The organism is Alteromonas sp. AO-Serp, from assembly GCF_017849675.1.
In the GTDB taxonomy this organism is placed as follows: domain Bacteria; phylum Pseudomonadota; class Gammaproteobacteria; order Enterobacterales; family Alteromonadaceae; genus Alteromonas; species Alteromonas macleodii.
This window is the reverse complement of the sequence record NZ_JAFLMX010000235.1, coordinates 1-26,854: the sequence shown is the minus strand read 5'-3', so window position 1 is coordinate 26,854 and position 26,854 is coordinate 1. Positions and strand designations below refer to the sequence as shown.

23 protein-coding genes and 2 pseudogenes are annotated in these 26,854 nt (G+C 43.4%); 18 read left to right on the top strand and 7 right to left on the bottom strand.

The window, feature by feature from the left end; genetic code table 11:
• From QVA83_RS15930 to QVA83_RS15885, 9 genes and pseudogenes are all read left to right on the top strand, one after another.
• Positions 1–481, top strand: a pseudogene (locus QVA83_RS15930) (hypothetical protein); the annotation flags it as partial.
• Between the two features lie 27 nt (positions 482–508).
• Positions 509–718, top strand: coding sequence for a diguanylate cyclase domain-containing protein (locus QVA83_RS15925; RefSeq protein ID WP_232375942.1), 210 nt, complete (start codon positions 509–511; stop codon positions 716–718).
• Between the two features lie 391 nt (positions 719–1,109).
• Positions 1,110–1,430, top strand: a pseudogene (locus QVA83_RS15915) (HvfA family oxazolone/thioamide-modified RiPP metallophore); the annotation flags it as partial.
• Positions 1,431–1,589: 159 nt separating this feature from the next.
• Positions 1,590–2,441: an HvfB family MNIO-type RiPP peptide maturase gene (locus QVA83_RS15910; protein WP_061486127.1), complete on the top strand. Its 852-nt coding sequence runs from the start codon at positions 1,590–1,592 to the stop codon at positions 2,439–2,441.
• Positions 2,438–3,202: an HvfC family RiPP maturation protein gene (locus tag QVA83_RS15905; RefSeq protein ID WP_061486126.1), complete on the top strand. Its 765-nt coding sequence runs from the start codon at positions 2,438–2,440 to the stop codon at positions 3,200–3,202. The genes QVA83_RS15910 and QVA83_RS15905 overlap by 4 nt, the downstream gene beginning before the upstream one ends.
• A gap of 153 nt (positions 3,203–3,355) precedes the next feature.
• The gene (locus QVA83_RS15900; protein WP_256253717.1) at positions 3,356–3,478 is read left to right on the top strand and encodes a hypothetical protein; all 123 of its coding nucleotides are present in this window, start codon (positions 3,356–3,358) and stop codon (positions 3,476–3,478) included.
• Positions 3,479–3,500: 22 nt separating this feature from the next.
• The gene (apt, locus tag QVA83_RS15895) at positions 3,501–4,037 is read left to right on the top strand and encodes an adenine phosphoribosyltransferase (RefSeq protein ID WP_014950051.1); all 537 of its coding nucleotides are present in this window, start codon (positions 3,501–3,503) and stop codon (positions 4,035–4,037) included.
• A gap of 41 nt (positions 4,038–4,078) precedes the next feature.
• Complete coding sequence (gene dnaX / locus QVA83_RS15890) at positions 4,079–7,171, top strand: DNA polymerase III subunit gamma/tau (RefSeq protein ID WP_069944601.1); 3,093 nt, start codon at positions 4,079–4,081, stop codon at positions 7,169–7,171.
• Between the two features lie 38 nt (positions 7,172–7,209).
• Positions 7,210–7,536: a YbaB/EbfC family nucleoid-associated protein gene (locus tag QVA83_RS15885; protein ID WP_014950049.1), complete on the top strand. Its 327-nt coding sequence runs from the start codon at positions 7,210–7,212 to the stop codon at positions 7,534–7,536.
• A gap of 136 nt (positions 7,537–7,672) precedes the next feature.
• Here QVA83_RS15885 and QVA83_RS15880 read toward each other — a convergent pair whose 3' ends face one another.
• Positions 7,673–8,461: a ferredoxin--NADP reductase gene (locus QVA83_RS15880; RefSeq protein ID WP_061486124.1), complete on the bottom strand. Its 789-nt coding sequence runs from the start codon at positions 8,459–8,461 to the stop codon at positions 7,673–7,675.
• Between the two features lie 267 nt (positions 8,462–8,728).
• On the opposite strand from QVA83_RS15880, the gene QVA83_RS15875 reads away from it, so the two are divergent.
• The 6 genes from QVA83_RS15875 to QVA83_RS15850 all read left to right on the top strand — a co-directional run bounded on the left by QVA83_RS15875 (position 8,729) and on the right by QVA83_RS15850 (position 14,904).
• Positions 8,729–9,421, top strand: a complete 693-nt coding sequence (locus QVA83_RS15875; RefSeq protein ID WP_232375941.1) for a hypothetical protein — start codon at positions 8,729–8,731, stop codon at positions 9,419–9,421.
• A gap of 241 nt (positions 9,422–9,662) precedes the next feature.
• Positions 9,663–10,610 (top strand): hypothetical protein, encoded by a 948-nt coding sequence (locus QVA83_RS15870; RefSeq protein ID WP_014950046.1) that lies wholly within the window; start codon positions 9,663–9,665, stop codon positions 10,608–10,610.
• 5 nt (positions 10,611–10,615) lie between these two features.
• Positions 10,616–11,215 (top strand): recombination mediator RecR, encoded by a 600-nt coding sequence (recR, locus tag QVA83_RS15865; protein WP_014950045.1) that lies wholly within the window; start codon positions 10,616–10,618, stop codon positions 11,213–11,215.
• Positions 11,216–11,455: 240 nt separating this feature from the next.
• Positions 11,456–13,378, top strand: coding sequence for a molecular chaperone HtpG (htpG, locus tag QVA83_RS15860; RefSeq protein ID WP_039236292.1), 1,923 nt, complete (start codon positions 11,456–11,458; stop codon positions 13,376–13,378).
• A gap of 338 nt (positions 13,379–13,716) precedes the next feature.
• The gene (adk, locus tag QVA83_RS15855) at positions 13,717–14,361 is read left to right on the top strand and encodes an adenylate kinase (protein ID WP_014950043.1); all 645 of its coding nucleotides are present in this window, start codon (positions 13,717–13,719) and stop codon (positions 14,359–14,361) included.
• A 147-nt stretch (positions 14,362–14,508) separates the two neighbouring features.
• A complete protein-coding gene (locus QVA83_RS15850) occupies positions 14,509–14,904 on the top strand; it encodes an MAPEG family protein (RefSeq protein ID WP_014976958.1) in 396 nt (131 codons plus the stop codon).
• Positions 14,905–14,995: 91 nt separating this feature from the next.
• Here the strand turns inward: QVA83_RS15850 and QVA83_RS15845 are convergent, their stop codons facing one another.
• Positions 14,996–17,590 (bottom strand): TonB-dependent receptor, encoded by a 2,595-nt coding sequence (locus tag QVA83_RS15845; RefSeq protein WP_014950040.1) that lies wholly within the window; start codon positions 17,588–17,590, stop codon positions 14,996–14,998.
• Positions 17,591–18,038: 448 nt separating this feature from the next.
• On the bottom strand, positions 18,039–18,692 hold the full coding sequence (gene lepB / locus QVA83_RS15840; RefSeq protein ID WP_061486123.1) for a signal peptidase I: 654 nt from the start codon (positions 18,690–18,692) through the stop codon (positions 18,039–18,041).
• A 330-nt stretch (positions 18,693–19,022) separates the two neighbouring features.
• On the opposite strand from lepB, the gene QVA83_RS15835 reads away from it, so the two are divergent.
• The 3 genes from QVA83_RS15835 to QVA83_RS15825 all read left to right on the top strand — a co-directional run bounded on the left by QVA83_RS15835 (position 19,023) and on the right by QVA83_RS15825 (position 23,992).
• Positions 19,023–21,938 (top strand): M16 family metallopeptidase, encoded by a 2,916-nt coding sequence (locus QVA83_RS15835; protein ID WP_061486122.1) that lies wholly within the window; start codon positions 19,023–19,025, stop codon positions 21,936–21,938.
• Positions 21,939–22,194: 256 nt separating this feature from the next.
• Positions 22,195–23,040 (top strand): formate/nitrite transporter family protein, encoded by an 846-nt coding sequence (locus tag QVA83_RS15830; RefSeq protein WP_061486121.1) that lies wholly within the window; start codon positions 22,195–22,197, stop codon positions 23,038–23,040.
• Positions 23,041–23,131: 91 nt separating this feature from the next.
• Positions 23,132–23,992 carry an alpha/beta hydrolase gene (locus QVA83_RS15825; RefSeq protein ID WP_061486120.1) on the top strand — a complete coding sequence of 287 codons (861 nt, stop codon included), beginning with the start codon at positions 23,132–23,134 and terminating at the stop codon, positions 23,990–23,992.
• 218 nt (positions 23,993–24,210) lie between these two features.
• Here the strand turns inward: QVA83_RS15825 and QVA83_RS15820 are convergent, their stop codons facing one another.
• From QVA83_RS15820 to QVA83_RS15805, 4 genes are all read right to left on the bottom strand, one after another.
• Positions 24,211–25,038: a lectin-like domain-containing protein gene (locus QVA83_RS15820; protein ID WP_061486119.1), complete on the bottom strand. Its 828-nt coding sequence runs from the start codon at positions 25,036–25,038 to the stop codon at positions 24,211–24,213.
• Positions 25,039–25,299: 261 nt separating this feature from the next.
• Positions 25,300–25,917, bottom strand: a complete 618-nt coding sequence (gene hisIE / locus QVA83_RS15815; protein ID WP_061486118.1) for a bifunctional phosphoribosyl-AMP cyclohydrolase/phosphoribosyl-ATP diphosphatase HisIE — start codon at positions 25,915–25,917, stop codon at positions 25,300–25,302.
• Positions 25,914–26,726 (bottom strand): imidazole glycerol phosphate synthase subunit HisF, encoded by an 813-nt coding sequence (gene hisF, locus QVA83_RS15810; RefSeq protein ID WP_014950033.1) that lies wholly within the window; start codon positions 26,724–26,726, stop codon positions 25,914–25,916. Before hisF ends, hisIE begins: the two co-directional genes overlap by 4 nt.
• The coding region (locus QVA83_RS15805; RefSeq protein WP_287498672.1) for a HisA/HisF-related TIM barrel protein at positions 26,708–26,854 on the bottom strand (147 nt) is incomplete at its 5' end. The genes hisF and QVA83_RS15805, both read right to left, overlap by 19 nt.

Here is a 26,854-nt window from a genome sequence, read left to right as displayed (position 1 = left end):
GACCGGGAAGGTCGATCTCACAATTAATGTCAGAGGTACTTCAGCGTTAGATCAGAACGCTACATTTATAGACGCTCCATTTGTTTACTTATCTATTGTACTTCTACATAACGGACAACTTGCGGATGATAAGTCAATTTCGGCAATTCGCGGCTATGACTATTTAGGTATTCGACAGGCACTTCAGCAAGAAGGTTTTGAATTTTTTGATATGCCGACAAGTAGCGACGCGATTCACCTTTTTGATGTTGGAAGAACGTCTTATCTAATTAGCTACAAACAACCCTACCAATTTTATACAGAGTCCTTAGGTAGTCGATTGGTTGAGGTAAGTATTTCAGACAAATTGACCGTACCTTCCTATTTGGCAGTTTCAAATCACAGCAGGTACAAAGATGAACTTGTTGATAGTTTGAATCTGGTTACTACATATATAAGTGACTCTACAATATTAGAATCCTATCGAAGTGCGAATAAATAACTCTTTCCTTACCAAGCTGCACAACTGTTGCCTATACGAATCGGGCGGCTCCGTGCCCCACTCAGTGTCAGGCACTTCATACTCGTGTCAAATAAAAAGCTCACAGTTAATATGGGAGTGGCAGCGAATGAAAATCTTTGTTATGAGAACATAACTTCTTTGTTGCAAGCGGCTGATACGCTTTTATATAAAGCTAAATTTCGAGGTAGTGAACAAATATGTTTAGGCCAGCACTGAGCGACGATCTCGTCAGAGGATACTACTTCTCCTTTTTGCTGACACAACAGCAGCAGAACATCCATGGTTTTCGGCTCTATAGTCCTCTTAAGCTTGCCGAGAGATAGAGTATTGCTGGTTACATCGACTTGCCATTGACCTAGATAAAATTGTTGCTTCACCGCGTTTACCCTGTACTTTTTGTAGGTACTGTACTTAACTTTTCCTGTTAACTTATTGTAAAAGTATACAGATACACTTTTGTTAATATAAAACCTTTTAATATCAATGTCATAAAAATTAATTGTAAAAAAATTAATTTTTGTGAAATATCCTTTAAGCCCACAGGGTCTTTTAAAGTACACGTGCTTACTGTACGTCAAACATGACTAATATTATTGAGGGTACATCAATGAAACAAATCAAAAAATCATCAGTAGCGACAGCGTTGGGTGCAGTTGTAATTGGCTCTTTGGCGTCAACTGTTGCAGTAGCAGATGTAAATCCATTTGGTATGCAAGCATTAGAATCTGGTTACAGCCAATTCGCTGCGGAAGGCAAGTGTGGCGAAGGTAAATGTGGCGGCGACAAAGCAGAGAAAGAAGGCAAGTGCGGCGAAGGTAAGTGTGGCGGCGACAAGAAAGCTGAAAAAGAAGGCAAGTGTGGCGAAGGTAAGTGCGGCGGAGACAAGAAAGCTGACAAAGAAGGCAAGTGCGGCGAAGGCAAATGCGGTAGCATGTAACCGCCATTCAAAAATCATCGTGTAGCTTGAAAAAGAATGATGAAGGCTACACGAGTTACGCTTAGCAAAAAAATGGCTGTCGAATGATGGCCTTTTTTGTCTAGTAACGTACGTTACAATTGTGCAATCCCATGCGGTAAAGGGGAAGATATGAAAAACATCTGTGGCGCAGGTCTTGGGTTTCGTCGGGAAATGCTAAAAGCGCTTTTACCTACATTGCCATCTGAAGTCGATTTTTGGGAAGTAGCCCCTGAAAATTGGATCCCTCTTGGTGGGAAGTACCAAGAACAATTTCAGCAAGCGTCTTCGCAAGCTCCCTTTACAACTCATGGTTTATCTTTGTCTATCGGAAGTAGTGACAAACTAGATGTCGAGTTTGTAAAAACCGTTAAGCGATTTTTAGATGCAAACAATATTGCATTGTATAGCGAGCACTTAAGCTTTTGTTCTGGCAACGGGCATATGTACGATCTGATGCCAATTCCTTTTACTGAAGACGCGATTAAGCACGTAGTATCTCGAATTGTTCAAGTTCAAGATATCATCGAACGACCGCTGGTCTTAGAAAATGTCTCTTATTACATTGCGCCAGGCCAAGAGATGGATGAACTTGAATTTACCAAGAGCATACTAAATGAATCGGGTTGCAAAATGCTTCTCGACGTAAACAATGTTTACGTTAACAGTATCAACCATAAATACGATGCGAAAGCGTTCATTAACGGCTTGCCCTCAGACAAAATTGTGTATGGCCATATTGCTGGTCATTATGATGAAGCAGAGGATTTGAAAGTTGATACTCACGGGGCTGATGTCATTGAGCCAGTTTGGGCGCTGTTGGAGCATGCTTACCTTACTCACGGCGTATTTCCGACTTTGCTAGAGCGTGATTTTAATATTCCCCCGTTAAGCGAATTATTAGCGGAAGTGAAGAAAATTAAGCAAATTCAAGCAAAATGCGAAGCTGTTCAAGCGTCAAAGGTTAAAGGAAGTGTCGCGTGACTCAGTCATTTCAAACCACTCAAAAAACGTTCGTTGATGCGATCAAAGATCCCCAAACATATTGCGGTACCAACGCCGATCACGCTCGTCGGATGAAAATCTATCAATCATTATTTTTTAATAACATCGACAACTTCGTCAGCACCGGGTTTCCGGTTCTAAAATCCATCATAGTAAAACAGTATGGTGAGAAAGGGTGGGAGAGCATTGTGCGTCAGTTTTTTATTGAGCACGAATGCCGCTCTCCTTATTTTGCTGAAATAAGTAAAGAGTTCGTTGAGTACCTTTCAACAGAGCAAAACTTCGATATTACTCTGCCTGACTTTGCTGCGGAGCTTGCTCACTATGAGTGGCTTGAGCTTGACGTTAGTATCAGAAAAAATGAAGATAATGTTGAGTTCTATCAGCAAGAAAACAATGTTTCCGCCATTAGAGTGTCACCGTATGCCTCGTTGGCGGCATATCAGTTTGAAGTCCATTTAATTGGTGAGGATTATATCCCAGAGCAACCTGCCCAAGAACAGCAGTTCTACGTTGTTTACAGAGACCGTGAGTTTGACGTTCAATTTGCTCATGTTAATCCGGTGACGGCTATTTTAGTCAACACGCTGGAACAAAATGAACTGGGAATGGAAATAGAACAATTAGCTGAGTCGTTGTGTCAACAACTTCCCCAAATTCCTTCAAACGTGCTTATAAATGGTATGAACCAGACCCTCACTGACATGTTACAAAAAGGAATACTGCTTCCAGTATCTTAGGTAACTATTACTATTTACCTGCTTTATATTAAACTTTCACCATGATCTGGTCTGAAAGTGAGCGATCGATCATATTAGCGCTGTCAATCGGGCTTGCTTTCGATTAACATTTAGCACCATTTTTTTGTTCACAAAATTGTTTAGGTAGTGCAAATGGCTGACAATTCAGATTTCAAAGAAGTCTATAACAAGTGGTACTTTCTAGCATCGCTAGTAACTCTAATCGCGTTCCCGTTGATGCATATCATCGCCGGCTGGTTCACCTTCTGGTTATAACGCAGACATTCAAGGCATAATTGTGACTGCAGAATATATTAAATCAGTAGTGAAAACCGTACCTGACTATCCAAAGCCAGGTATTTTATTTAGAGATGTGACCAGCGTTTTAGAAGATCACAAAGCATTTAGTAGCTGTATCTCGTTACTTGTAGAAAAGTATCAAGGTATGGGATTTACCAAGATAGCAGGTACTGAAGCACGCGGGTTCCTTTTTGGTGCGCCATTGGCCATCGAAATGGGCATTGGTTTTGTTCCAGTGAGAAAACCCAACAAACTTCCTCGTGAAGTAGTTAGCGAGAGCTACGAGCTTGAATATGGCATGGATACATTAGAAATCCATAAAGATGCCATTGAGCCAGGTGATAAAGTCCTTCTTATTGACGATTTACTTGCAACTGGTGGGACGATAGCCGCTTCTGCGAAACTAATTCGTTCACTAGGCGGTGAAGTAAACCATGCAGGTTTTGTTATTAACTTACCGGACCTAGGTGGCGAGAAGAAATTGAGTACGCTTGATATAGAAAGCTACTCTATTTGTGAGTTTGAAGGCGAATAATCGCTATAAAGCATAACTAGCAAAAGGCGAAATACGTAATAATGAGTTATCAGGTACTAGCAAGGAAGTGGCGACCGGGCAAGTTCAGTGAACTTGTGGGTCAGGAACATGTTGTCTCTGCCATTTCAAATGCTTTGGATAACGATCGTCTACACCACGCTTATCTGTTTACAGGTACGCGAGGCGTAGGTAAAACTACCATTGCACGTATTTTTTCGAAAAGCCTTAATTGCGAAGAAGGACAAGGGGCAAATCCTTGCGGTCAATGTAACACCTGTAAAGAGATAGAGCAGGGGAACTACGTTGATTTGTTAGAGATTGACGCTGCATCAAGAACCAAAGTTGAGGATACTCGCGAGCTTCTTGATAACGTGCAATACAAACCCACTCGCGGGCGTTACAAAGTGTACCTTATCGATGAGGTACACATGCTTTCAAAACACAGCTTTAATGCGCTGTTAAAAACGCTGGAAGAGCCACCTCCACATGTTAAGTTCTTACTGGCGACCACCGATCCTCAAAAGCTTCCGATAACCATCTTATCCCGTTGCTTGCAGTTTAACTTGAAAGCCATGTCTCGGGAGCAGATTGTTGGACAGCTGCAGCATATTTTAGAGCATGAACAGCTGCCGTTTGAGCCACAAGCGCTAGCGCTTTTGGCAAGAGCCGCCCAGGGCAGTATGCGTGATGCGCTGAGTTTAACTGACCAAGCGATTGCACAGGGTGGAAATCAAGTGTTGGCATCGGTGGTAACCGATATGCTGGGGCTGATGGACAAGAACCAGTTGCTTAAAGTGGTTCATGCTGTGGTAAGTAAAAGCCCTGCTGATGTCTTGCAGTTGGTCAATGACATCGCAGAGCAAGCCCCCGATTATGACAACGTACACAGCGAATTGGCTAGCCTGCTGCACCAAATAGCGTTAACGCAATGGGTGCCTGAAGCATGTAAGCTAGAAACCACGTCGGCTAAAGCGATATTTCAATTAGCGAAAACTATTCCAGCTGAGCAAGTGCAGCTGCTTTATCAGATTGCACTGCAAGGAAGAAAAGACTTACCGTTTGCTGCGGATGGAAAAAGTGCGTTTGAAATGACATTGATGCGAATGATGTCGTTTGCTCCAAATACCCCTATCAACGACACCGCAAGCGAGATTGAAAACGGGAGGAGTGAGCATAGTTTACCTGTAGATCATGCTTCTTCCAGTGGTGGCCCGGGAAACGTCGGTAAGCAGGAGGAAGCGCCGTTAAGCGAAACTTCTGCAACCAATGTGCAGGAGGAGAGGCCTTCACATCTATCGGTTGAATCTACCTCTGCTCAGTCGTTAGAAAGTGCGCCATCTACCCCTGATTCACTTGCGACATCAATAATTGAAAAAGAGCAGCAAGAACAATCGACGTCTCCATTTGAATCACAGCAAGAGCAGAAACACGCAGCCGCTGATGAAAGCGAGTTGAGTGGAAGTGATACTCTGTCGGCGCTACCTCATGCAGAGTCAGGTGCAACGACGACTCAAACAACAGCACTTGAGCGTGATGCTTCACATGATGATGAATCCGTAAAGCCAGCTCCAACTTCGTCTATTGAAGAACTACACGTAGAAAACACCGCGGTACAAGCGGTACAAACAGAAAGCGTTGTTGCAGAGCTTGAACCAACGCCAAATGAAGTCAGTGCGCCCCATAACGAAGCCGCGCAACATTTCGATGGACCTCCGTTAGATGCGTACATGGACGATATGCCACCTTCGTCAGAAGATGATGGCTCCTTAGGTTTTGAAGGTTTTCAAAGCGCTGAAGGTTTTCATAACGCTGAGGACTCTTATGACGCTGAGGGCTCTCATAACGCCAAAGGCTCTGACAAAAACAGCGAGTCGTTGGCACACGAGAACGAACCGTCCTCGTTAACCGCCGAAGAGCAGCTGACTTCTACGGCTGATATGTTGGCACTTCGTCAAAAGTTAAAGCAAAGAAAAGCACAAGACGCAGAGGCAAAAAGTACCAGCGCAGCAAATGCTAAGACCGAAAGTGCAAGTGATATTCAAGCGCGCTTTACCAGAAGTAAAGCCGAGGCTTTGAGTACTTCACAAACTGCACATGGAGTTAACAAGGGTAGCGATAATAGTGCAGGGCAGGCTAGCGCTGATAACGAAATCAAGAGGGGCGATTTAAACCCCGTTGGGCATGAAAACAGCCGTGAGCTGCAAGACCATAGCCCTGAGCCGCTAAATAATAGCCCAGAGCGTAGAGAGAACAGCCCGGAGCGTATAGATAACGGCTCAGAACATAAAGATAATAGTGTTGCGCGCGGTGACACTCCTCAACTGGAAAGTACAAATTCAGGCTCGTCCTTAGGTAATACTTTCGCGCATTCTTCTGACGCTATGCATACTAGCGAGTCAGAAAAGAATCATTCTAGCTCAAACCACACGAGCGATTTCTCGCTTGATGAATTTGAAGAGGATATGCCTTTTTCAAATGACGAATCTGAGGCGCAATCAAACTCGGAAACACCGGTTGAGGATATGCCACCTTGGGCTACTGATTACGATAATCAACCATCTCAACACGTTGAAGGTGCTGACTATGTTAAAGCTCCCTCAGATAGCAGCTCCAATTACGGCAATTCCCCAGAGCAAATGGAAAGTGCGGGAGATCGGTCTTTTGCACGGGATGCTCTAAATTTTGATACGCCGCTTAGCAGTACCTATGACGGGCAGTTAAAAGCGTACTTAAATGACGGAAGCAAATTAACTCACGCTAGCCAAATTGACGAATGGAGCAATCTAGTTGAGCAAATGCCAGTTGCTGGTCTACTCAAACAATTGGTGCTGCACGCATCATTTTCTCGAGCGGGCAATCAAGTGTCCCTTGAAATTGACCATAGTCAGACGCATTTATTAAATGATAGTGCGAAAAAGCAATTGGTTGATGCAATCCATCATGGGTTGGGTGAAAACGTTGAAGTAAATATCACGTTAGGTGAACCAGCATCTACACCTTTTGCGTTACAACAAGAGATTCATGCCATGCGCTATGCGCATGCACACTCGGTGATTAAAACCGACGATACAATTCAAGCATTGCTATCGACTTTCGATGCGTCAGTGCTAACCGATTCGGTTAAAGCGCGATAGCAGAATTATTAACACCAAAACGAAGCGAGACAAAAATTATGTTTAAAGGTGGAATGGGCAATATCATGAAGCAGGCGCAGCAAATGCAAGAGCGCATGCAAAAAGCACAAGACGACCTAGCCAAAATTGAAGTAACAGGTGAAGCGGGTGCAGGCATGGTTAAAGTAACCATGACGTGCAACCACAACGTGCGTCGTGTAGACATTGATGAGTCATTGATGGACGACGACAAAGATATGGTTGAAGATTTGGTTGCTGCAGCATTTAACGACGCGGTACGTCGAGTTCAAGAAACTAGCAAAGAGAAGATGGGTGATGTAACTGGCGGAATGCCATTACCTCCTGGCTTCAAAATGCCGTTTTAAATAATTATGTAAAGCTAGAAGCGATACAGCTTGCAAGTATTTTGCGAGTGAAATCATAGAAAGTCGCCGGCAACACGCCGGCGATTTTTATTGAAAACTTAAAATGTTGCCGATGGTCAGGCAAATGCGTTGCGCATTACTTTTCTATAAATGCTTGTTCAATTACATAATGCCCCTGACGACGCGAGTTAGCTTTCGAGAAGCCCTTGCCGTCTAGCATAGACATAAGGTCTTGTAGCATGTTGTCGTTGCCACATAGCATGAATCTGTCATTTTCAGTGTCTAATTCAGGCATACCTATATCATCCAGCAACTTTCCGCTTTCAATTAGCTTCGTTATCCGTCCTTCATGAGCGATACCGTTTTTCTCATAACTTTCTCTCGTAACAGTAGGATAGTAAATGAGTTTCTCACGCACTTCGTCACCGAAATAAGGGTTGTTAGGAAGTTGGTGCTCAATTTCGTCTTGATAGGCAAGTTCAGAGCGCCACCGCGTTCCGTGAACTAATATAATTTTTTCAAAGCTTTCATAAATGAAAGGATCTCTGATAATACTCATAAATGGTGCTAGACCTGTACCAGTGCTGAGCAAATAAAGATGTTTTCCGGGTAACAAGAAACCAGGCACGAGCGTACCTGTAGGCCTAACATTAATCATTACCTGGTCACCAGGTTCTATATTTTGAAGGCGAGAAGTAAGCGCACCATCTGGCACCTTAATACTAAAAAATTCCAATTCCTCATCATAATTTGGGCTTGCGATGCTGTAGGCCCTCATCAGTGGCCTACCATCTACTTCAAGACCAATCATAACGAATTGACCACTTTCAAAACGAAAAGATGATTCTCTCGTTGTTTTGAAACTAAACAGAGTGTCATTCCAATGGTGAACTTGGGTTACGGTTGCGTTTATAAGATTTCGCATTCGTTTTCCTACTTACTTAGTCATCAAGCCATGCTGCCATTCTCGCACACTTTACAATATGATAATAGTTATCATTAACGTTTGTGGTGTCGGTATACGCACGTAAAATCTAACGTGCTATCAGTTTTAAATAAGTATTTTTAGCAATAGTTCAACCAGGCCTTTCTTCCGTAACATTAAAACACTGTCACATTCAGTCATTTAGCTTGCGCATAGCAAAGGAACACAAATAATAGAATGTGGCAGTTCGAAATGAGGAAGGACGCTGTGTTAGCAAAAATGTTAAAACGCTTTCAGGCCCAACGTGATTGTGCCGTCGAAAATCCGTCTATCAATAATACCGCTGTATCCCTTTGGAAGGACACAGGCCAAGTCTACTATCTAGAGAACACGCTGAAGCTTACTTATCAGTCCAACGCGGGAAAGATAACAATTGAAAAGCTCTCAATGACGTCTTTACCTCAAGTTCTTGCTGAGCTTCAAGCATTGGATACCGTCTCAACGCTAGCGCGAAAGGAAACTGCTAATCAGGTAGATGCATTTAGTGTTAGTGTGTGTGGTGTAACTTGGCAAACCGCAGACAATGGTCAGAGCATCCGTATTAAAGCGCTTCCAGAAGCTGCTACTCTGCGCAGCCCTACTGCCTGCTTCACAAAGTCTCAAGCAATTTTCAAACACGCCTTTATGCTTGAACATGATGACTTACTCACACCTGCATCATTGAGTAAGCCCGGGATCTTTACATACAATCGGATATCGTTAAATGATTTCATTAGTCAGTTAGCGCTGGCTAACGAAAAGTTAGCAAATGGGCAAAAAGCTACAGTGAGCGTTGGCCATCAAAATTTTGAAACTGCATTTACTGACCATGAGCAGTCAATCATTGAACAATTCATAAAGCACGATGAAACCGTATTCAATAAAGATGAACGTCAACGTCTACTTACTGATAAAGGTTAGGCTTGTTTTCAGCATGATACGTTGATAATTATGGGCTGATACACAGCTTACAAATATTGAGCGCATGCCCAACTCATCGACATTAACAGTAAAATCTCATTTAACCGTTGTTCCGTAGAAAAAGTGTCCCAAATAGTTGAATGATCGTTGTATCATTGCGTTTTTTATCTTTCAGAAAACTCAACGTGTTCAGTTAACCGCTAATCGCGAAAGTTAACTCGTTAAAATAGAGGTTTTAGTAGTGCTAAGGAAAGGCTTAGTTATCACCACGGTTATTTTACTACCCATCGCAACTGTGTTGTTTTTTATGAGTATTCACGACCTGTTTAAAATGAAAACAGTAACGGTCGACCCGAAGCTTAAGGAAATTTCAGGTATAGAATACGATAAATACAAAAGGCTTTGGGCCATTAACGACAGTGGCGATGGACCCATCCTTTATATGCTCAATAAAGATGGAACTATTGAGAGGGAAGTTACAGTTACAAATGCCAAAAACGTCGACTGGGAAGACATGACACAAAACAGTTTCGGTCATTTCTTTTTGGGAGACTTCGGCAACAATGACAACAAGCGACGCTGGTTAACGATTTATAAAATTGAAAACCCCATTGACATAAAAACCGATACCACAGAAGCAGAAATCATTAAGTTTACTTACCCGGAAATGGGAAAAGGAAAAGTAAAACCGAAAGACAAGAACTACGATTTGGAAGCGTTTGTAGAGTACAAGCGTAACCTCTACCTGTTTACAAAAAATAGAACAAAACCCTTCGATGGCATCACCAAGTTGTATAAGGTGGGGGATCATGCCGCTAACTTTGACGCACAGCTCATCGGCGAATTTAAAACCTGTACCACCCTTGAAAAGTTATGCTGGATCACATCGGCTGCAATAAGCCCTGATAGGACTAAACTGGTGCTGTTAGATTCAACAAGCCTGTGGTTATTTGAAAATTTTGAAGGCGATAACTTCTTCAGTGGCGATGTGTCGCGTATTGATTTAGGCGTAGTCACACAAAAAGAGGCAGTGACGTTTTATGACGACAACACGCTGGTTTTCACCGATGAAGAGTACAAGGGGTTATTTGGGGGCAACATTTATGAAGTTAAGCTCGACCAAGCAAAGCGGAACGTGATTAAATACCGCGAAAGCTCGAATCAAAAAGAAAAAGCACCAAAGCAGTAAATACTATGAAGTTCAGTCCGCTACTCTCAGAATTAATTCAGGCACTAACGTGTCTTCCCGGCGTTGGCAACAAGAGCGCTCAGCGTATGGCATTCCACCTATTAGAGCGTAATCGCACTGGGGCAATTGATTTAAGCAACGTATTACACAATGCCATGGAGCATATTCATCATTGTAAGCGCTGCAGAACATTTACTGAAGACGAGCTATGTGACATTTGTCGTCACCCTGAAAGAGAAGCAAGTGGCTTGTTATGTATTGTTGAAAGCCCACAAGACGTACTAGCAATCGAACAAACCTTAAGTTACAAGGGGCAGTATTTTGTGCTTATGGGTCATTTGTCTCCTATTGACGGCGTTGGGCCAGAAGAAATTGGTCTTACTGAGCTTGAGGCTCGTCTTGCCGCAGGTGGGATAAATGAAGTTATCCTCGCCACAAACCCGACTGTAGAGGGGGAGGCCACGGCACATTATATCGCTCAACTTTGTGCAAGCCATAACGTTGATGCGTCTCGAATTGCCCACGGCGTGCCGGTTGGGGGAGAGCTCGAGTATATTGATGGTAATACTCTCACCCACGCATTTTCGGGTCGCCGCAAACTATAGTACTGTAAATTGGGGTATACCCATTCTTAGTAATTAAAACACTCAACGTGGGTCTGCATCTGGCGGGCCTACGTCACGTTCTCTCTTATCGCTCGCCCACAATATACTCAACATCAAACTTTATTGAAGATAAATCTCCTTATAAAAAATAAATTTTCGTTCTAAACGTTGAAAAGTGCGTTGAGCGACCTTACCTGTTTAACATCAAACGTGATCCATTCAACGAGGAGATATTGGATTATGGCTGAAGCAGCCCAAAAAGAAACCCACGGTTTTCAAACAGAAGTAAAACAGCTTCTTCATCTGATGATTCACTCTTTGTATTCAAACAAAGAAATTTTTCTACGTGAGTTAGTGTCAAACGCGGCAGATGCTGCGGATAAGTTACGCTTTCGTGCGCTAGAAAATGACAGTCTTTACGAAAACGATGGCGAGTTAAACGTAAAGCTTAGCGTCGATAAAGAAGCAAATACCGTCACCATTACCGATAACGGTATTGGTATGACTCGCGATGAAGTCATTGCGAACTTGGGTACAATTGCTAAGTCAGGCACTAAAGACTTCTTTAGCAAACTTTCTGGCGATAGCGCTAAAGACTCACAACTCATTGGCCAGTTCGGTGTTGGCTTTTACTCTGCGTTCATCGTAGCTGACAAAGTAACGGTGCGAACTCGTGCTGCTGGTGCAGATGCATCGCAAGGTGTTGAGTGGATTTCAGACGGTGAAGGTGAATTCACTATTGCTGAAATCAACAAGCCTACACGCGGCACCGAGATTACGCTTCACCTACGCGAAGACGAAAAAGAATTTGCTGATGCATGGCGTTTACGCTCTATCGTAAGTAAGTATTCTGATCACATCAGTATTCCTGTGCAGATGTGGAAAGATGAAGTGCCTGAAAGTGAAGGCCCTGATGGCGAAAAAATTGAAGGCCAGCCTGGTGAATGGGAAGTTGTAAACAAAGCCACCGCTCTTTGGACTCGTGAAAAGTCTGAGATTACTGATGACGAGTATAACGAATTCTACAAGCATATCTCTCATGACTTTGCTGATCCGCTTGCATGGGCGCATAACAAAGTAGAGGGTAAAACAGAATATACAAGTTTATTGTATATCCCTTCTAAAGCGCCGTTTGATATGTGGAATCGCGACCAAAGTCATGGTCTTAAGCTTTACGTTCAACGTGTTTTCATTATGGACGACGCCGAACAGTTCATGCCTACTTATCTACGTTTTGTTAAAGGTTTGCTAGACAGCAATGATCTTCCGCTTAACGTGTCTCGTGAAATTCTACAGGACAACAAGATAACGCAAGCGCTACGCCAAGGTTGTACTAAGCGCGTATTACAGATGCTTGAAAAAATGGCGAAGAACGACAATGAAAAATATCAGTCGTTCTGGAATGAATTCGGCAACGTGTTAAAAGAAGGGCCGGCTGAAGATTTCAGTAACCGCGAGAAAATTGCTGGCTTGCTACGCTTCTCTTCTACACATGGTGAGTCTGATGCACAAACCGTATCATTAGCTGACTATATTGAGCGAATGAAAGAAGGCCAGGATAAGATTTATTATGTGACAGCAGATAGCTTGCAAGCTGCCAAGTCTAGTCCTCACCTTGAGATTTTCCGCAAGAAAGGAATTGAAGTGCTATTGATGGGCGAGCGCATTGACGAATGGTTAATGTCTCACCTTACTGAGTTTAACGAGAAGCAGTTTGTCTCAATTGCGAAAGGAAACTTAGATTTAGGCGACTTAGAAGACGAAGAGTCTAAGAAGGCGCAAGAAGAAGCAGAAAAGCAAGTTGAAGGTGTTCTTGAGCGAGCTAAAACAGCACTTGGCGATAAGGTCGTAGACGTTAAATTTACCCATCGCTTAACAGACTCACCTGCAGTCATCGTAGCAGATGACAATGGCATGACTACGCAAATGATGAAGCTTATGCAGGCAGCAGGGCAGACCGTGCCAGACGTGAAGTATCACTTTGAACTTAACCCTGAGCATAGCTTGGTGAAGCTGCTGGCAGATACCCAAGATGAAGAGCTGTTTAATCAGTGGGTAGGCGTATTGTTTGATCAAGCTGCATTGTCAGAACAGGGTAGCTTGAAAGACCCATCTAGTTTTGTTCAGAACTTGAACACGCTTCTAATGAAGTTAGCTAAATAAAGCAATAAACCATTAGGTTTACATTTAAAAACGGGCGTAATGCCCGTTTTTTTATTTCTACGACTAACAAAAGTAAGTTTAGCCATTTTATTGTGCTATATTTTGGCGGTCTAAAATTTCAAGTTAATCATATTAAGAGTTAGCTTATTCATCTTAAATAAGATGAGTTACTGAATGGGTGTAGGCGCAAATTTACAAAAGTGCCTATAAGCTGAACATATATTCGCCATTAGTCTTAAGATTAACTTTACGGTACTGCTTACACTTGTCACCCCAGTGTTGAATGTGTAAAGTGCCCGAAGTAAAAAGTTTAAAAATCATAAGCGGAGAACGCACTCATGCGAATCATTCTTCTCGGCGCTCCTGGCGCGGGTAAGGGCACACAAGCTCAGTTTTTAATGGGCAAATATGGCATTCCACAAATTTCAACGGGCGACATGCTTCGTGCTGCAATTAAAGCAGGTACAGAGCTAGGCCTTGAAGCAAAGCGTGTAATGGATGAAGGCAAACTAGTATCTGATGAGATTATCATTGGCCTAGTAAAAGAGCGTATTGCACAAGATGACTGTAAAGACGGTTTCTTGTTAGACGGTTTCCCTCGCACTATTCCTCAGGCTGACGCAATGAAAGAAGCAGGTGTCACTGTTGATCATTGCATCGAGTTTGACGTTCCTGATGATGTAATCGTAGAACGTATGGGTGGTCGTCGTGTACACCCTGCATCAGGTCGCGTTTACCACGTTGTTTACAACCCACCAAAGGTGGAAGGTAAAGACAATGAAACAGGCGATGACCTTATCGTTCGTGATGACGATAAAGAAGAAACAGTGCGCAAGCGTCTTGCGATTTACCATGAGCAAACAAAGCCGCTTGTGAACTACTACAGCGCTGAAGCGGAAGCTGGAAACTGTGAGTACCACAAGCTTGACGGTACGCGCCCAGTTGAAGAAGTGAGTGCTGAACTTGCTGAACGTTTAGGTTAATTGCCAACAACGTCAACAAAAGGTCGCTTAGGCGGCCTTTTTTGTTGCTTGTAACTTATTAGCGGATAACGTTTAATGACAACCATGAATGTTGAATTAAGCGCTGATTAATACAACGCGATATAATTAGAACATGTGGAGTAGACCATGGTTTTGCCAATCACGGCGTTTTACGCCAGCTTACTGGGTATTTGCTACCTGTATTTGTCGTTTTTAGTCATTGGCGCCAGACGTCGCCATCAAGTGGGAATTGGCGATGGTGGCCATGAAGATCTAAGTCGTTTGACTAGAGCGCACGGCAACTTTAGCGAGTACGTACCCATCACCCTTATTATGATAGCGTGTTTTGAAGCTAATACTGGCCAAGTGTGGGCTGTTCACGCATTGGGGAGCGCACTTTTATTTGGCCGTGTATTACATGCCTATGGCTTAGGTCGTCACTCAGGCGTTAGCTGGCAGCGCTTCGCGGGTATGATCTTGACTTTCCTTGCTATGCTGTGTGCAGCAATAGGTAATTTGGTGCTCATTCATTTCGGATTGTAAGCGTTGCAAAAAATTCTACGTATAGATAAAAAGCGCTCAAGGCATGCCATTGTGAAGCAATGCCGTTGAGCGCTTTTTCGTTTTAAAGGCTTTAGAAGCGGTAAGTTAGTTTAGAGTATACGAAGCGGCCACGCGGGTTGTGCACGCCGCCTACATAGCCGTATAAGTCGCCATCACCATCACCAATAGCAAACGGAGGCTCTTCGTCAAGCAGGTTGTTTGAACCAATTACAAGGCGAAGGTTATCGCTGTAGTTGTAACCAAACTGCAAGTCCACCAACATTTGAGAATCAACTGTTCTCGAGGTATTTTCTTCAAAGTCCAACACACCGTCGAAATCAATGTCAGGCGTGTCTTCAAACTCACCAACAAAGCTAATGTTCAAGTTGGCATCGAACGCACCTTTAGACCAGGTTGTGCCGAATAACCAACGGTGTTCTGGATAGCCATATTCGCCAGTGTACTCAAGACCGTCTTTTTCGAACTCGTTCATGTAAGACCAATCAAGGTTAAAGCGTACGTTACCGAACTCTTGCAACTCCATACGGTAGTTAGCGCTGAAATCAACACCAGACGCTTCTTGAGATGATACGTTTTGGTAGGTGTTGAAAATCTTTTGAATTACACCTAATGATTCGCCTGGCTGCGGATCTAAGCGAACACAGATTGTGCTGTCTTGGTTATTACATTCCGCGTCGTAAACTAAACCGAATTGCTGCTCATCAATTTTGTTATCCTGCGTAATACTCCATACATCAATGCTCAGGCCTAATTCTTGAATAGGTGCGTAGATAACACCTACGTTCCAAGATTCTGACTCTTCTGCATCCAAGTTAGGGTTACCCGCAAACTCGATATTGTAATCCAACGATTCACAATCTTGACCTGTTGCATCACAGCGATATTTGTCTACGAAGAAAACACTTTTCTGTGATGGGCCAAGGCCAACTTGTGCAAGAGACGGTGCTCTAAAGCCCTGAGCCCATGAACCGCGCACGGTTACTTCATCACTTGGCGCCCAACGTAATGCTATTTTAGGGTTAGTTGTACTACCAAAGTCACTGTAGTGGTCGTAGCGGCCAGCTAGTTGAAGCTCAAGCTGTTCAGCTAAAGGTATAGATAGCTCTAAGTATGCAGCATACTGGTCGCGTTCAGCAGAGGCAGAAACCGATTCTGTACCGAAGATTAATCCGCGCTGGAACTGAACATCAGGAACGTCAGATACTTGCTCTTCGCGATATTCAACACCTGCTGCCATCATGACAACATCGTCGCCGAAGCTGAATGCTTCACCGGTAATGTGAGCGTCAACGCTGGTCATTCGAGATTCACCACGGCGCACAAGGCTAGTAGTAATATCATCAATTACACTTTGTGGGTTAGTAACGCCACCAAACGGGTTGTAGTTACCAAGGTTAATTTGTTCCTGAAGCCAGTCAACGCGAACCCAACCTTGTGACTGATCACCACTTTGTTCTGAACGGCTGCGGCCTTTTTGTACAGATGCTTCCCAATCGTAATCATTGAACGTGCCACGAAGGCCAGCGACTAAACGAAGGGTGTCAGATTCGATATCCCAGCGACGGGCACCTGCGTCAACAGGGCGGTAGCGACCAATTTCAATGTCTTGTCCAAACGGGTTATCAGGATGAGTACCCGGAACGGTTAAACCAGCATCTTCATCTAGAGGTGTTGCTGCACCGCCTGCTTCAGACGTATTGTGCTGCATTGCAACTTCCATAAATGCTGTGGTTTCGTCGCCAATTTTATAGTCGAACTGACCAATAAAGCCTACGCGCTCAGAAGCCGGTATGGTTAAACCAAATGGGCCATAATCGAACAGACAGCTGCCAGACGCCGTTGCGCTATCTTCTGGACAATCAGGGTCGATAGTTTTAACACCATCCACATAGAAGTAACCTGGGTAACCTCGTGAAGAACGGAAGTCCATACCACCATAAGGTGATTGGTTAGCTGTTCCGAATCGACCCATTTCGTCAGCGCCAAGCGTGCTGTTGTTGAAATAGTCGATGATAACTGTAGCACTGCTTTTATCGCTTTGAGAGCCCCATAGAATACTGGCGGTGGTCTCATCATAGCTTGGGCCTGTTGTACCACCATAACCTGCATTAATCTCTAGACCTTCGTAGTCTTTCTTCAGTACTACGTTTACTACACCAGCAACAGCGTCTGAGCCGTAAATCGCAGAAGCGCCATCTTTTAATATATCGATTCGTTCGATGGCGGATACAGGAATAGAGTTAATATCAACAAATGAGTTAGTGATACTTTCAGCAAAGGCACTTATTGCCACGCGACGTCCGTTTATTAGAACAAGCGTTGCATCTGGTCCCATACCTCTGAGGGATACCGCTGCCGCGCCATTGGCTGTTGAATCTTGGCTGTTATTACGTGTCGAGAAGGTACCCGCACCTGTGGCCGGCATACGCTCGAGTAATTGTTGAAGGTTTTCATAGCCCATGCCTTCAATCATTGTTGCATCTATTGATTGAATAGGTGAAGGGCCTTCCATATCTGTACGTTTGATACGAGAACCGGTGACTGCAATTCGTTCAAGGTTGGCTGCTTCTTCGTCAGCTTGCTGTGCATACGCAGGAGATAGAGAGGTTAATCCTGAAAGTGCTAATCCCACTGCAATTGCACTTACTTTACGACCTTGTTTCATTGTTATTTCCTTATTTCCATTTTACTTGTTGTGTGTTTTTGCAACACGATGATGTTGCAAAATTATGAATAGCACTCCTAATACTTAAGTTGCAATAGGGGAAAACACGAAAGATGTGACACTTGGTTACAAAGTGTGTAAACCATGTATTACTTTTTTAAATGTGAAGCGGGATGAAGCGGCCGTGAAGTTAAACTAAAAACAGCGTAAAAATAGAGGGTTGCGGCTTAGTTAATTGGTGTTGAGGAAGTGGGAATTTGATAAGGAACAAGGCCGCTATTTGTAATTCATTAGTAAGAATTTACGTATATGCAATTGCTCCTACATTTTTCTTTATATACGTGAATATCACCGCTTTATCAGATCTGACCAGATTTTTTTTGCCGAAAAATTGAACGCAAGTAAAGGTCTAGCTTGGCCTTTTTGCAAGTAAGGGGATTGTTCAGCCCTACTGAAGTGATGTGAAAAGCCTGTCTTTTCGCGGTAAATACATATCGTCCGGATCTAGTGAAAATGCAACCGAGTTGGCTTTGCCCTGAATTTCTTCAATTGGAATGAAGCCATAATAACGAGAATCAACGCTATTGTTCCTATTATCCCCCATTGCCAGCACGTGATCTCTGGGCACAGTGATCAAATTAAAGTTTTTCGCAGGGCTAGGTAATGGGTTAAGCGCTATGGTTCGTGTTTGACCTAAAATCTGCTCGGAATAAAGATTGTGACCTTTGACGCTTAACGTTGCTTTTTCACCATTGATAAAAAGAACGTTGTTTTCTAATTTGACCTTATCACCTTCAATGGCAACCACACGTTTAATGAGTCTGGTATCAGCTGCATTACTGTCAATGATTACAATGTCACCGCGATTGATGTTACCAGTTTTCGCGACAACAACGTCTGTGAACGGCAGTTCTAGCGTGTAGGCTGATTTATCAACCACTACGCGGTCGCCTACTTGAATGGTGGGCTCCATAGAGCCTGTAGGGACATAATACCAATCAGCAACACTGCTTCGAAACGAGAAAAGCAAAACCATAAATAAAATGAAAGGCAGGTTGTTCTTAACGCTCTGTTTTAGATTTAACACGGCTTCGGTTCTCACTTTTCGTAGATTGCTCGTTAGATCAAAGTTTTATCACGACATGGCTTGTGTAATAGATGTAGATTGTAAATTACCTAATTTGTTCAAAATTGAGGTGTGGAAAATGTAACGAACTATGTCGGTAGCTAATTAAGGTTGCTCTAGCTACAGGGTATTGAGCGTTGAAAAAAAGCAATAAAACTCATATGAATCATATGTTTATATTGCACTCTGTAAAAGATGAACGCCGCCTTTTTAGGCATGCTAAAAATGTCTGAAAAAGGAATGTCATGGCACTGGTGGTGCACTTGTGGTACTTGTTACATTTTTGACTGGCAAAGAACATATATAATGCTTGAAACATTCAAACGAACAAGAATGTACACTGCAATTGCTGTAATAACACTAAGTGCAGTTTCGATAGGGTGTACGCATAACACCAATGATCCACAAAATGTACGAACTGCTTCCGATATAACCAGCGAAACAACCGCTAATGCAGATAATAGTACTGCTTCCCAAAATACGTCACAGTTCAACGTAGACTACGAGCGTTTTACTCTGGATAACGGGCTTACCGTTGTACTGCACGTTGACAGGTCTGATCCCGTTGCTGCAGTCGCCCTCACTGCGCATGTGGGTTCAGCCAGAGAAAAAGAAGGGCGAACAGGCTTTGCGCACTTGTTTGAACACTTACTTTTTCTCGAATCAGAGAACTTGGGAAAAGGCGGTCTTGATAAACTCAGTGCGAAAATTGGCGGCTCAGGTGCAAATGGCTCGACGAGTCGTGATAGTACCAATTACTTCCAAACTGTACCCATTGATGCTTTAGAAAAAATGATCTGGGCTGAAGCCGATAAGTTGGGATTTTTCATCAATACCGTAACAGACCCTGTGCTCGCCAAAGAAAAGCAGGTGGTGAAAAACGAAAAGCGCCAGAGTGTGGATAATCGTCCTTATGGTCACAATCAATATGTGATTGATAAAAACCTTTACCCTGAAGGGCATCCTTATAGTTGGCAAGTGATTGGGTCGTTAGATGATCTGCAAAACGCAACGCTTGCTGACGTGAAAGAGTTTTTCAAAAAATGGTATGTACCTAATAATGTGGTGCTTACCATCGCGGGTGATATTGACGTAAATCAAACTAAAGCGTGGGTTAAAAAGTATTTCGATGAAATTCCTGCGGGAGAGCAAATCAATAAATTACCGCCTCAACCTGCGAAGCTCAATGAGACTAAAAAACGATTCCATATAGATAATTTTGCACAAGCGCCACTTTTAACTATGGTGTGGCCAACCGTACCTGAATATCACGATGACTATTATCCACTTCAAGTACTTTCTCAGTATTTAAGCCAAGGCAAAAATGCTCCGCTGAACAAGGTGCTTGTTGACGAGAAGAAGCTCACCAGTGATGTTTATCTTTATGGCTATGATGCTGAGATCGCTGGACAGCTACAGCTGCAGGTTATGGCATTTAATGGCGTCAACTTAAACACTGTTGCAGATGGAGTTAACGAAGCGTTCGCCCGCTTTGAGAAAGACGGGATTTCTTCCAAGGATTTGGCGCGCATAAAAGCAGGTCAAGAAACAGAATTTTATCAAGGACTTTCAAGCGTCTTAGGTAAAGGTTTTCAATTGGCGCAATACGAAATCTTTGCGGGCGGGGCTGAATTTATCAGCCAAGATGTTCAGAAAATTCTGGGCGTTTCACAACAAGATGTAATGCGTGTTTATAGCACCTATATCAAGGATAAACCGTTTGTCGCCTCTAGCTTTGTACCTAAGGGACAGCAAGAGTTGGTGTTAAGCGGCTCTACTGAAGCTAATGTAGTGGAGGAGAAAATTGTCGCGGGGGCGGAAGAGAGCTTTGATGCGTCAGTTGCGGCTGAATACGAACGTACTCCGTCATCGTTTGATCGCACGAAAGAGCCTGCTTATGGTGAATCAATAGAAATTACACCACCTAAGGTTTGGCAAAATACACTGTCGTCTGTCATCAAAATAACGGGTATTGCTAATGACGAAGTGCCATTGGTCGCGTTTGAGTTAAAGCTAGATGGTGGCATGCTTCTAGACTCAGAAGGTAAAACAGGAACCGCCAATTTACTTGCCGCAACCTTGCTTAAAGGTACGGCGGAAAAAACACCCGAGCAGCTGGAACAGGAAATTGAGCTTTTAGGCGCTTCTCTGGAGGCCAGTGCTTCTGAAACTGACATTACTATTAGCGGAACGGTATTGTCTAAGCACTACAGTGACTTAATGCAGCTCGTCACTGAAGTGATACTTTCTCCTCGCTTTGATGAACAAGAGTTTGAATTAGCTAAAGACGATACAATCAACCAGATTGAACAAATAAAAGCGAACCCTAATGCCATTGCATCGGTTGAGTTTAAAACACTGCTTTACGGAGAGGCGCATCCGTTTGCTCAAACGGTTCTTGGAGATAAGCAAACTGTAGATGACACAACGCTCGAAGATGTTAAGAAGTATTACGAGAAATACTTCACACCGTCATTGGCAAAGTTCCATGTTGTGGGAGACATCAAACAACAGGACGTTGTAAAAAGCCTAGCGCCACTTAATGCGCGATGGTTACCAAAAGATGTTACTTTTGCGAAGGTACCAGAGCCCAAGCTGCCAGAAAGCGCCCAACTCTTTTTCTATGACGTTCCTGGGGCTAAACAGTCAGTGCTTTATTTCGGCCATTCCGCCCCGAATGTTACTCATGATGATGCTTATAAAGTCAGTGTGATGAATTATCGTTTAGGCGGGGGCGGTTTCGCCTCACAGCTTATGCAGGAACTACGTGAAAACAAAGGCTACACCTATGGCATTCGTTCATCGTTTTCTAGCGATCAATATACGGGTGAATTCACCATACGAAGCGCCGTAAGGTCGAACGTTACCTTAGAAGCAACGCAAGCTATCATGGATATATTAGCAGCGTTTGGCACAAACTATTCAGATGAAGATTTAGACGTTACGAAAGGGTTTACACTTAAATCTGGCGCTAGGGCGTTTGAAACGTTAGGCGCTAAATTGAATATGGTTAGCGAAATTAGCGACTTTGGCTTGCCCAATGATTACGTTTTACAGCAAGAAGCTGAGGTAAAAGCGTTAACCGTTGGTGAGATAAAGCGCCTTTACGGTAAATATGTACATCCTGATAGAATGATTTATTTGATAGTAGGGGACAAAGATACCCAGTTCGAACGTTTAGATGCGCTTGGATTAGGGAAACCAACCTTGCTGAACCCTTAATTCATATTTGACGTTTTGCGAGCATTATAAGGCTCGTCAATAAACCAAAGCCCGTGTGAAAAGCGTTCACGCGGGCTTTTTTATTAAACGAGAGCTATATCTGAAATAGGCAAAATTATTGTGACCAAAAACGTGCCTAATCAACGTAACCGAATAGGGTGGTCTGGTGATGCCTGTCAAAAAGCTGTGTCGTAGACCAAATACTATGTAATTGAGGCAAACGTCCTAGTTAAGCAAAGAGTTGCAGGAGACATGAGTGACAGAAAAAGTGAAGGAGTCTGGGCATAGGGGGCAAGACGTTGCCCTTAGTCATACTGAAGAAAAAGATGTACGAGATAATCAGAGCTTAAATTCTGTTTCTTTGTATGCCATTGTCCACAGGGAAGGGTTAGAAGAACTTCAGCGTCCTATGATGTCATTGTGGTGGTCTGGTGTGGCGGCAGGCATTGGCATCTCGATTTCAATTCTTGCTGAAGGAATTTTGCATCACCTCTTTGCAAATTCTCCCAATCAGTTTGTTATCGAAAACCTGGGCTATACGGTTGGTTTCGTGCTGGTGATTGTTGGTCGACTTCAATTGTTTACCGAAAATACGCTTTCGGTCATTCTACCCTTGTTGAGTAAACCTTCGTTCAATATGGGCTTTTGCATTGCGCGCCTGTGGTTCATCGTTTTCACCGCCAATATGTTCGGCACCTTTTTGGCTGCATTTTTCAGCTTTTCGCTGCAATCTGTTCCACCAGAGCTGGTTGAAGGGATGACCGCTATTTCTGAACATTATGCCAAGCTATCACCGTCAGACGCCTTCTCATACGGCATTACGTCAGGGTTTATCATTGCCGCTATTGTATGGATGAAGCCATCGGTTAAGCATTCTCAAATATTGATGATAGTTATTTTTACTTATTTAATTGCTATAGGAAATTTTACGCACGTGATAGCCGGCTCAACAGAACTTTTCTTGTTAGCACTGCAAAATAAAATAAGCGTTCTTGCAACACTCTCACTAATTGGTGCAACATTACTAGGAAATATTGTGGGCGGAACGGGGCTGTTCGCGCTGCTGGCTTATGGCCAAGTGGTAAGGGAAATCGAGAAATAGAGAAGTCAAAAAGTGCCCCTTGGTGTGCAAACAGTGGTTAATTGAAATTAGCTGCGTTATAACATGCCGTTTAAACCACTAAGGGGTTACGGTGCTTCGCTTTCTAACAACAATAATTCTTGTCGGAAGTGCATTTTCATGTGCTTTTGCTGAATCAATCATTAAACCTATCATTTCTGAAGCGTCTGTTTCGTTACCTAGAAGCAAAATGGTGACAATAGAAGATACGGAAACTGCACGTAAATATACGTTATTTGTACAGTTGCCAAAAAGCTATAACACATCTCCTTCCAAGGATTACCTCGTAATATACACAACAGATGCGCCTTACAGTTTTCCTATTATCGTAGGCTCTATGCGAATGCCAGTAAACGTAGGCCAAATGGAAGAAGCGGTCATAGTGGGGTTGTCTTATTCCCTAGAATCAAAAGGCGTAGAGAGTAGAGTAAGGGACTACACTCCTGCCATAGCCAATAGTTGGAAACTGGAAACCGGTCTTGCTGCTGAGTATCTGTCATTTATTAGACGAGATGTATTAACATTTATTGAGTCTACATATCGAGTAGACGTCAATCGACGGACTTTTATTGGGCATTCATTAGGCGGGCTATTTGGCGGCTACGTGCTCATGCAATCTCCTGAAACCTTTTCTAACTATGTGCTTGTTAGCCCTTCAGTGTGGTTTAATGACGATTACTTACTAACCTTAGAAATGGCTGAAACTCAATCGCCCAAGCGTGTTTACATTGGTGTGGGAAGCTTAGAAACGCCTGAGTTTGGCGAGGGTCAAGATATGGTTGCGGGGAGCAAAGCATTGGCAAGTAAAATCAACGCTAAGGCAGATCAAAACATAACACTACAATTGCATGTTATCGGCGGTGCGTCACATGCGAGCGTGTTTCCCACCGTTGCTATCCAAGGGATCGATTGGATATTGGGAACGCCGCGCTAGTCGCGTTTCTTTAACCGAGGGCTCACTTTTTGTTCGATTGTTAGACAGGCTAAGCAGTGTTAATTTCAATAAAGTGCAAAGCTCTGCGATACAAAAATGCCCTTCGTGTAGAAAACGAGAAGGGCATTTTTATATAAGAATGTAATTTAAATCAACGCCTTAATCAGTACGCTAGTTACCGAGTTGTTGAAAGTAGAAACATTACTGCACTTTGAGAGTTAAGACCTCAAAATTTGCTTTTTTCTTCGAAAAACTAAAAAAGCTAAAGCACTCATCATTAAGCTAAAGGTTGCTGGAGCGTTTACAGGAGTGTTTGTTGGTATTGAGGATGTATTTGTGAACGTGGCCGAAAGTATTTCATGAGTACTTGCATAGGAGCCTGTTCCGGATGTGAATCCCAAGAATGCATCGGTTGAACCTAAAATAGAGGCCACATCTAAAATTCGTGAAATGCTACCTCCTTTCGTTGAATCGGTTTCCATGGACCAAGAAACATCGAAAAGCTTGCTAATTCCGTCGAAAGTTATCAGAACATTCCAAACATCGCCTTCATTGAATCGGAATGGTTCATTGACGTTATTAGAGGTATTAACGTTGCCGTTAATACCTATGCCAACGTGGTTGCCGTTATTATTATCCCAACTGGTGTTATTAAAGGTATCAAACTCAACCGCAACTGAATTATTTATACCTTGATATCCTAAACCACCACCAGCACCGCCCACGTTTGCATTTTGTGTCTGTATTACAAAAGCAAGACCGTCTGCTCCTAAGCCGTCAGTATCACCGCCTAAACTGTTATTGTCTATTTTGAAAGAAAAGCTTGTCGCAAATGAAGAGTCGTTGATGAGAGAGATTGCATTTGTGGTAAAAACTGAACCGCCTTGCCACGCAATATTATTCGTTAGCTGCAGGTTGTTATTTACTACCAGCGTGTTGCCGTTTAGCGTAAGCCCCGTAGTGTCGGAGAAATCATTGTACTCAATGACTGTTGCAAAAGACGAGAAGCTTCCTAAAAGCAAAAAGCATGAAAGTACTTTTTTCATTACATATCCTTATGTGGTTAGTGAACATTGTTAATTAAACAATCACAGTGTAAGCATTATCCATGCCTTCAGGTAATCACATTGAAAGTATGAGATTTTTTCTGCGAATACGAACTCATTGTAAAAAAAGTGGACAATTTTAGAGCGATGTTTAGCTTTTTGAGGAGCGTTGGGAGATGTATTTAGGAGTTCAAAGGCCTCTAATACGTGAACGTTTAGAGGCCTTGATGTTAACTTTTGCGTAGATCGCTGTTGCTATTACTATTTATGACGCTCACGCAACACATCAAGTGCATCGTTTAGCGACATATCGCTAGCTTGAAGCAGTACCGTTAAGTGGTACAACAAGTCAGCGGCTTCGTTTTTAAGCTCTTCTTTGTCGTGCACAGTAGCCGCCAATGCGGTTTCTACACCTTCTTCGCCCACCTTCTGCGCTATGCGCTTAATGCCTTTGTTGTAAAGGCTAGCGGTATAGCTGCTTTTGGGGTCGGCATCTTTGCGGGCTGCCAACACTCGCTCTAAGTCTGCAAGAAATGTAAAGGCTGGTGTGTTGCCGTCGAACCAACAGCTTTCAACACCAGTGTGGCATGTCGGGCCGTTAGGGTTGACAAGTACCAACAGTGAATCTTGATCGCAGTCACAAGCAACGCTCACTAAATCTAGCGTGTTACCAGATGTTTCACCCTTGGTCCAAAGACGCTGTTTTGAACGGCTGAAGAATGTCACTTTGCCCGTTTCAAGGGTTTTCGCCAATGCGTCTTGGTCCATGTAGCCCTGCATTAATACCTTGCCAGACAGTGCGTCTTGCACAATGGCGGGTAGTAGGTTGTCCATTTTGTCCCAAGCCAGTTTATTGCTGTTTTCGTTAGTAATGATCACGGGTTTACTCCTTCTGCTTGCGCCGTTAATCCGTGACGCTTACGCATGGCAACGCCATTGCTGGTCAACTCTGCTTTCAACTCATCAATATTGATGATGCCCTTGTGAAATACTGATGCTGCAAGCGCGCCATCTACGTCAGCCTGTTGAAACACATCCGTAAAATGGGCAATTTCACCTGCACCACCCGACGCAATTAGCGGCACTTCACAGACATCGCGCACGGCTTTCAGCTGCTTCACATCGTAGCCTTTGCGCACGCCGTCTTGGTTCATGCAGTTCAGTACAATTTCACCAGCACCGCGCGACTGAACTTCTTTAATCCAATCGATGGTTTGCCACTGGCTTTTTTGCGTTCGCGCTTCATCACCAGTGAATTTGTACACTTCGTATTGGTCGGTTGCTTCGTTATAAAAGCTGTCGATACCAATCACTACGCACTGTTGTCCATAAACGTCGTGCAGCTGGTTAATAAGGTCTGGATTATTAAGGGCAGGGGAGTTAATCGAAATCTTATCTGCACCCATTTCCAAAATGCGCCCAGCGTCTTCAATACTCTTAATGCCGCCAGCAACACAAAAGGGGATATCAATAACTTGTGCAATACGGCTTACCCAGCTCTTATCTACTACGCGGGCATCAGAGCTAGCGGTAATATCATAGAATACTAGTTCGTCGGCACCTGCTTTCGCATATTGCTCAGCAAGAGGTACAATATCACCAATAATTTCGTGGTTTCTAAACTGAACGCCCTTAACAACTTTGCCGTCGCGTACGTCTAGGCACGGTATTATGCGTTTTGCCAGCATGCGATAGCCTCCTTCACCGTAAATTTACCTTCCAGTAACGCGCGGCCTAAAATAACGCCGCCAACGTTAGTCGGCTTCAACGCTTCAATATCGGCAATGCTACCTATGCCGCCAGACGCTTGCCAGCT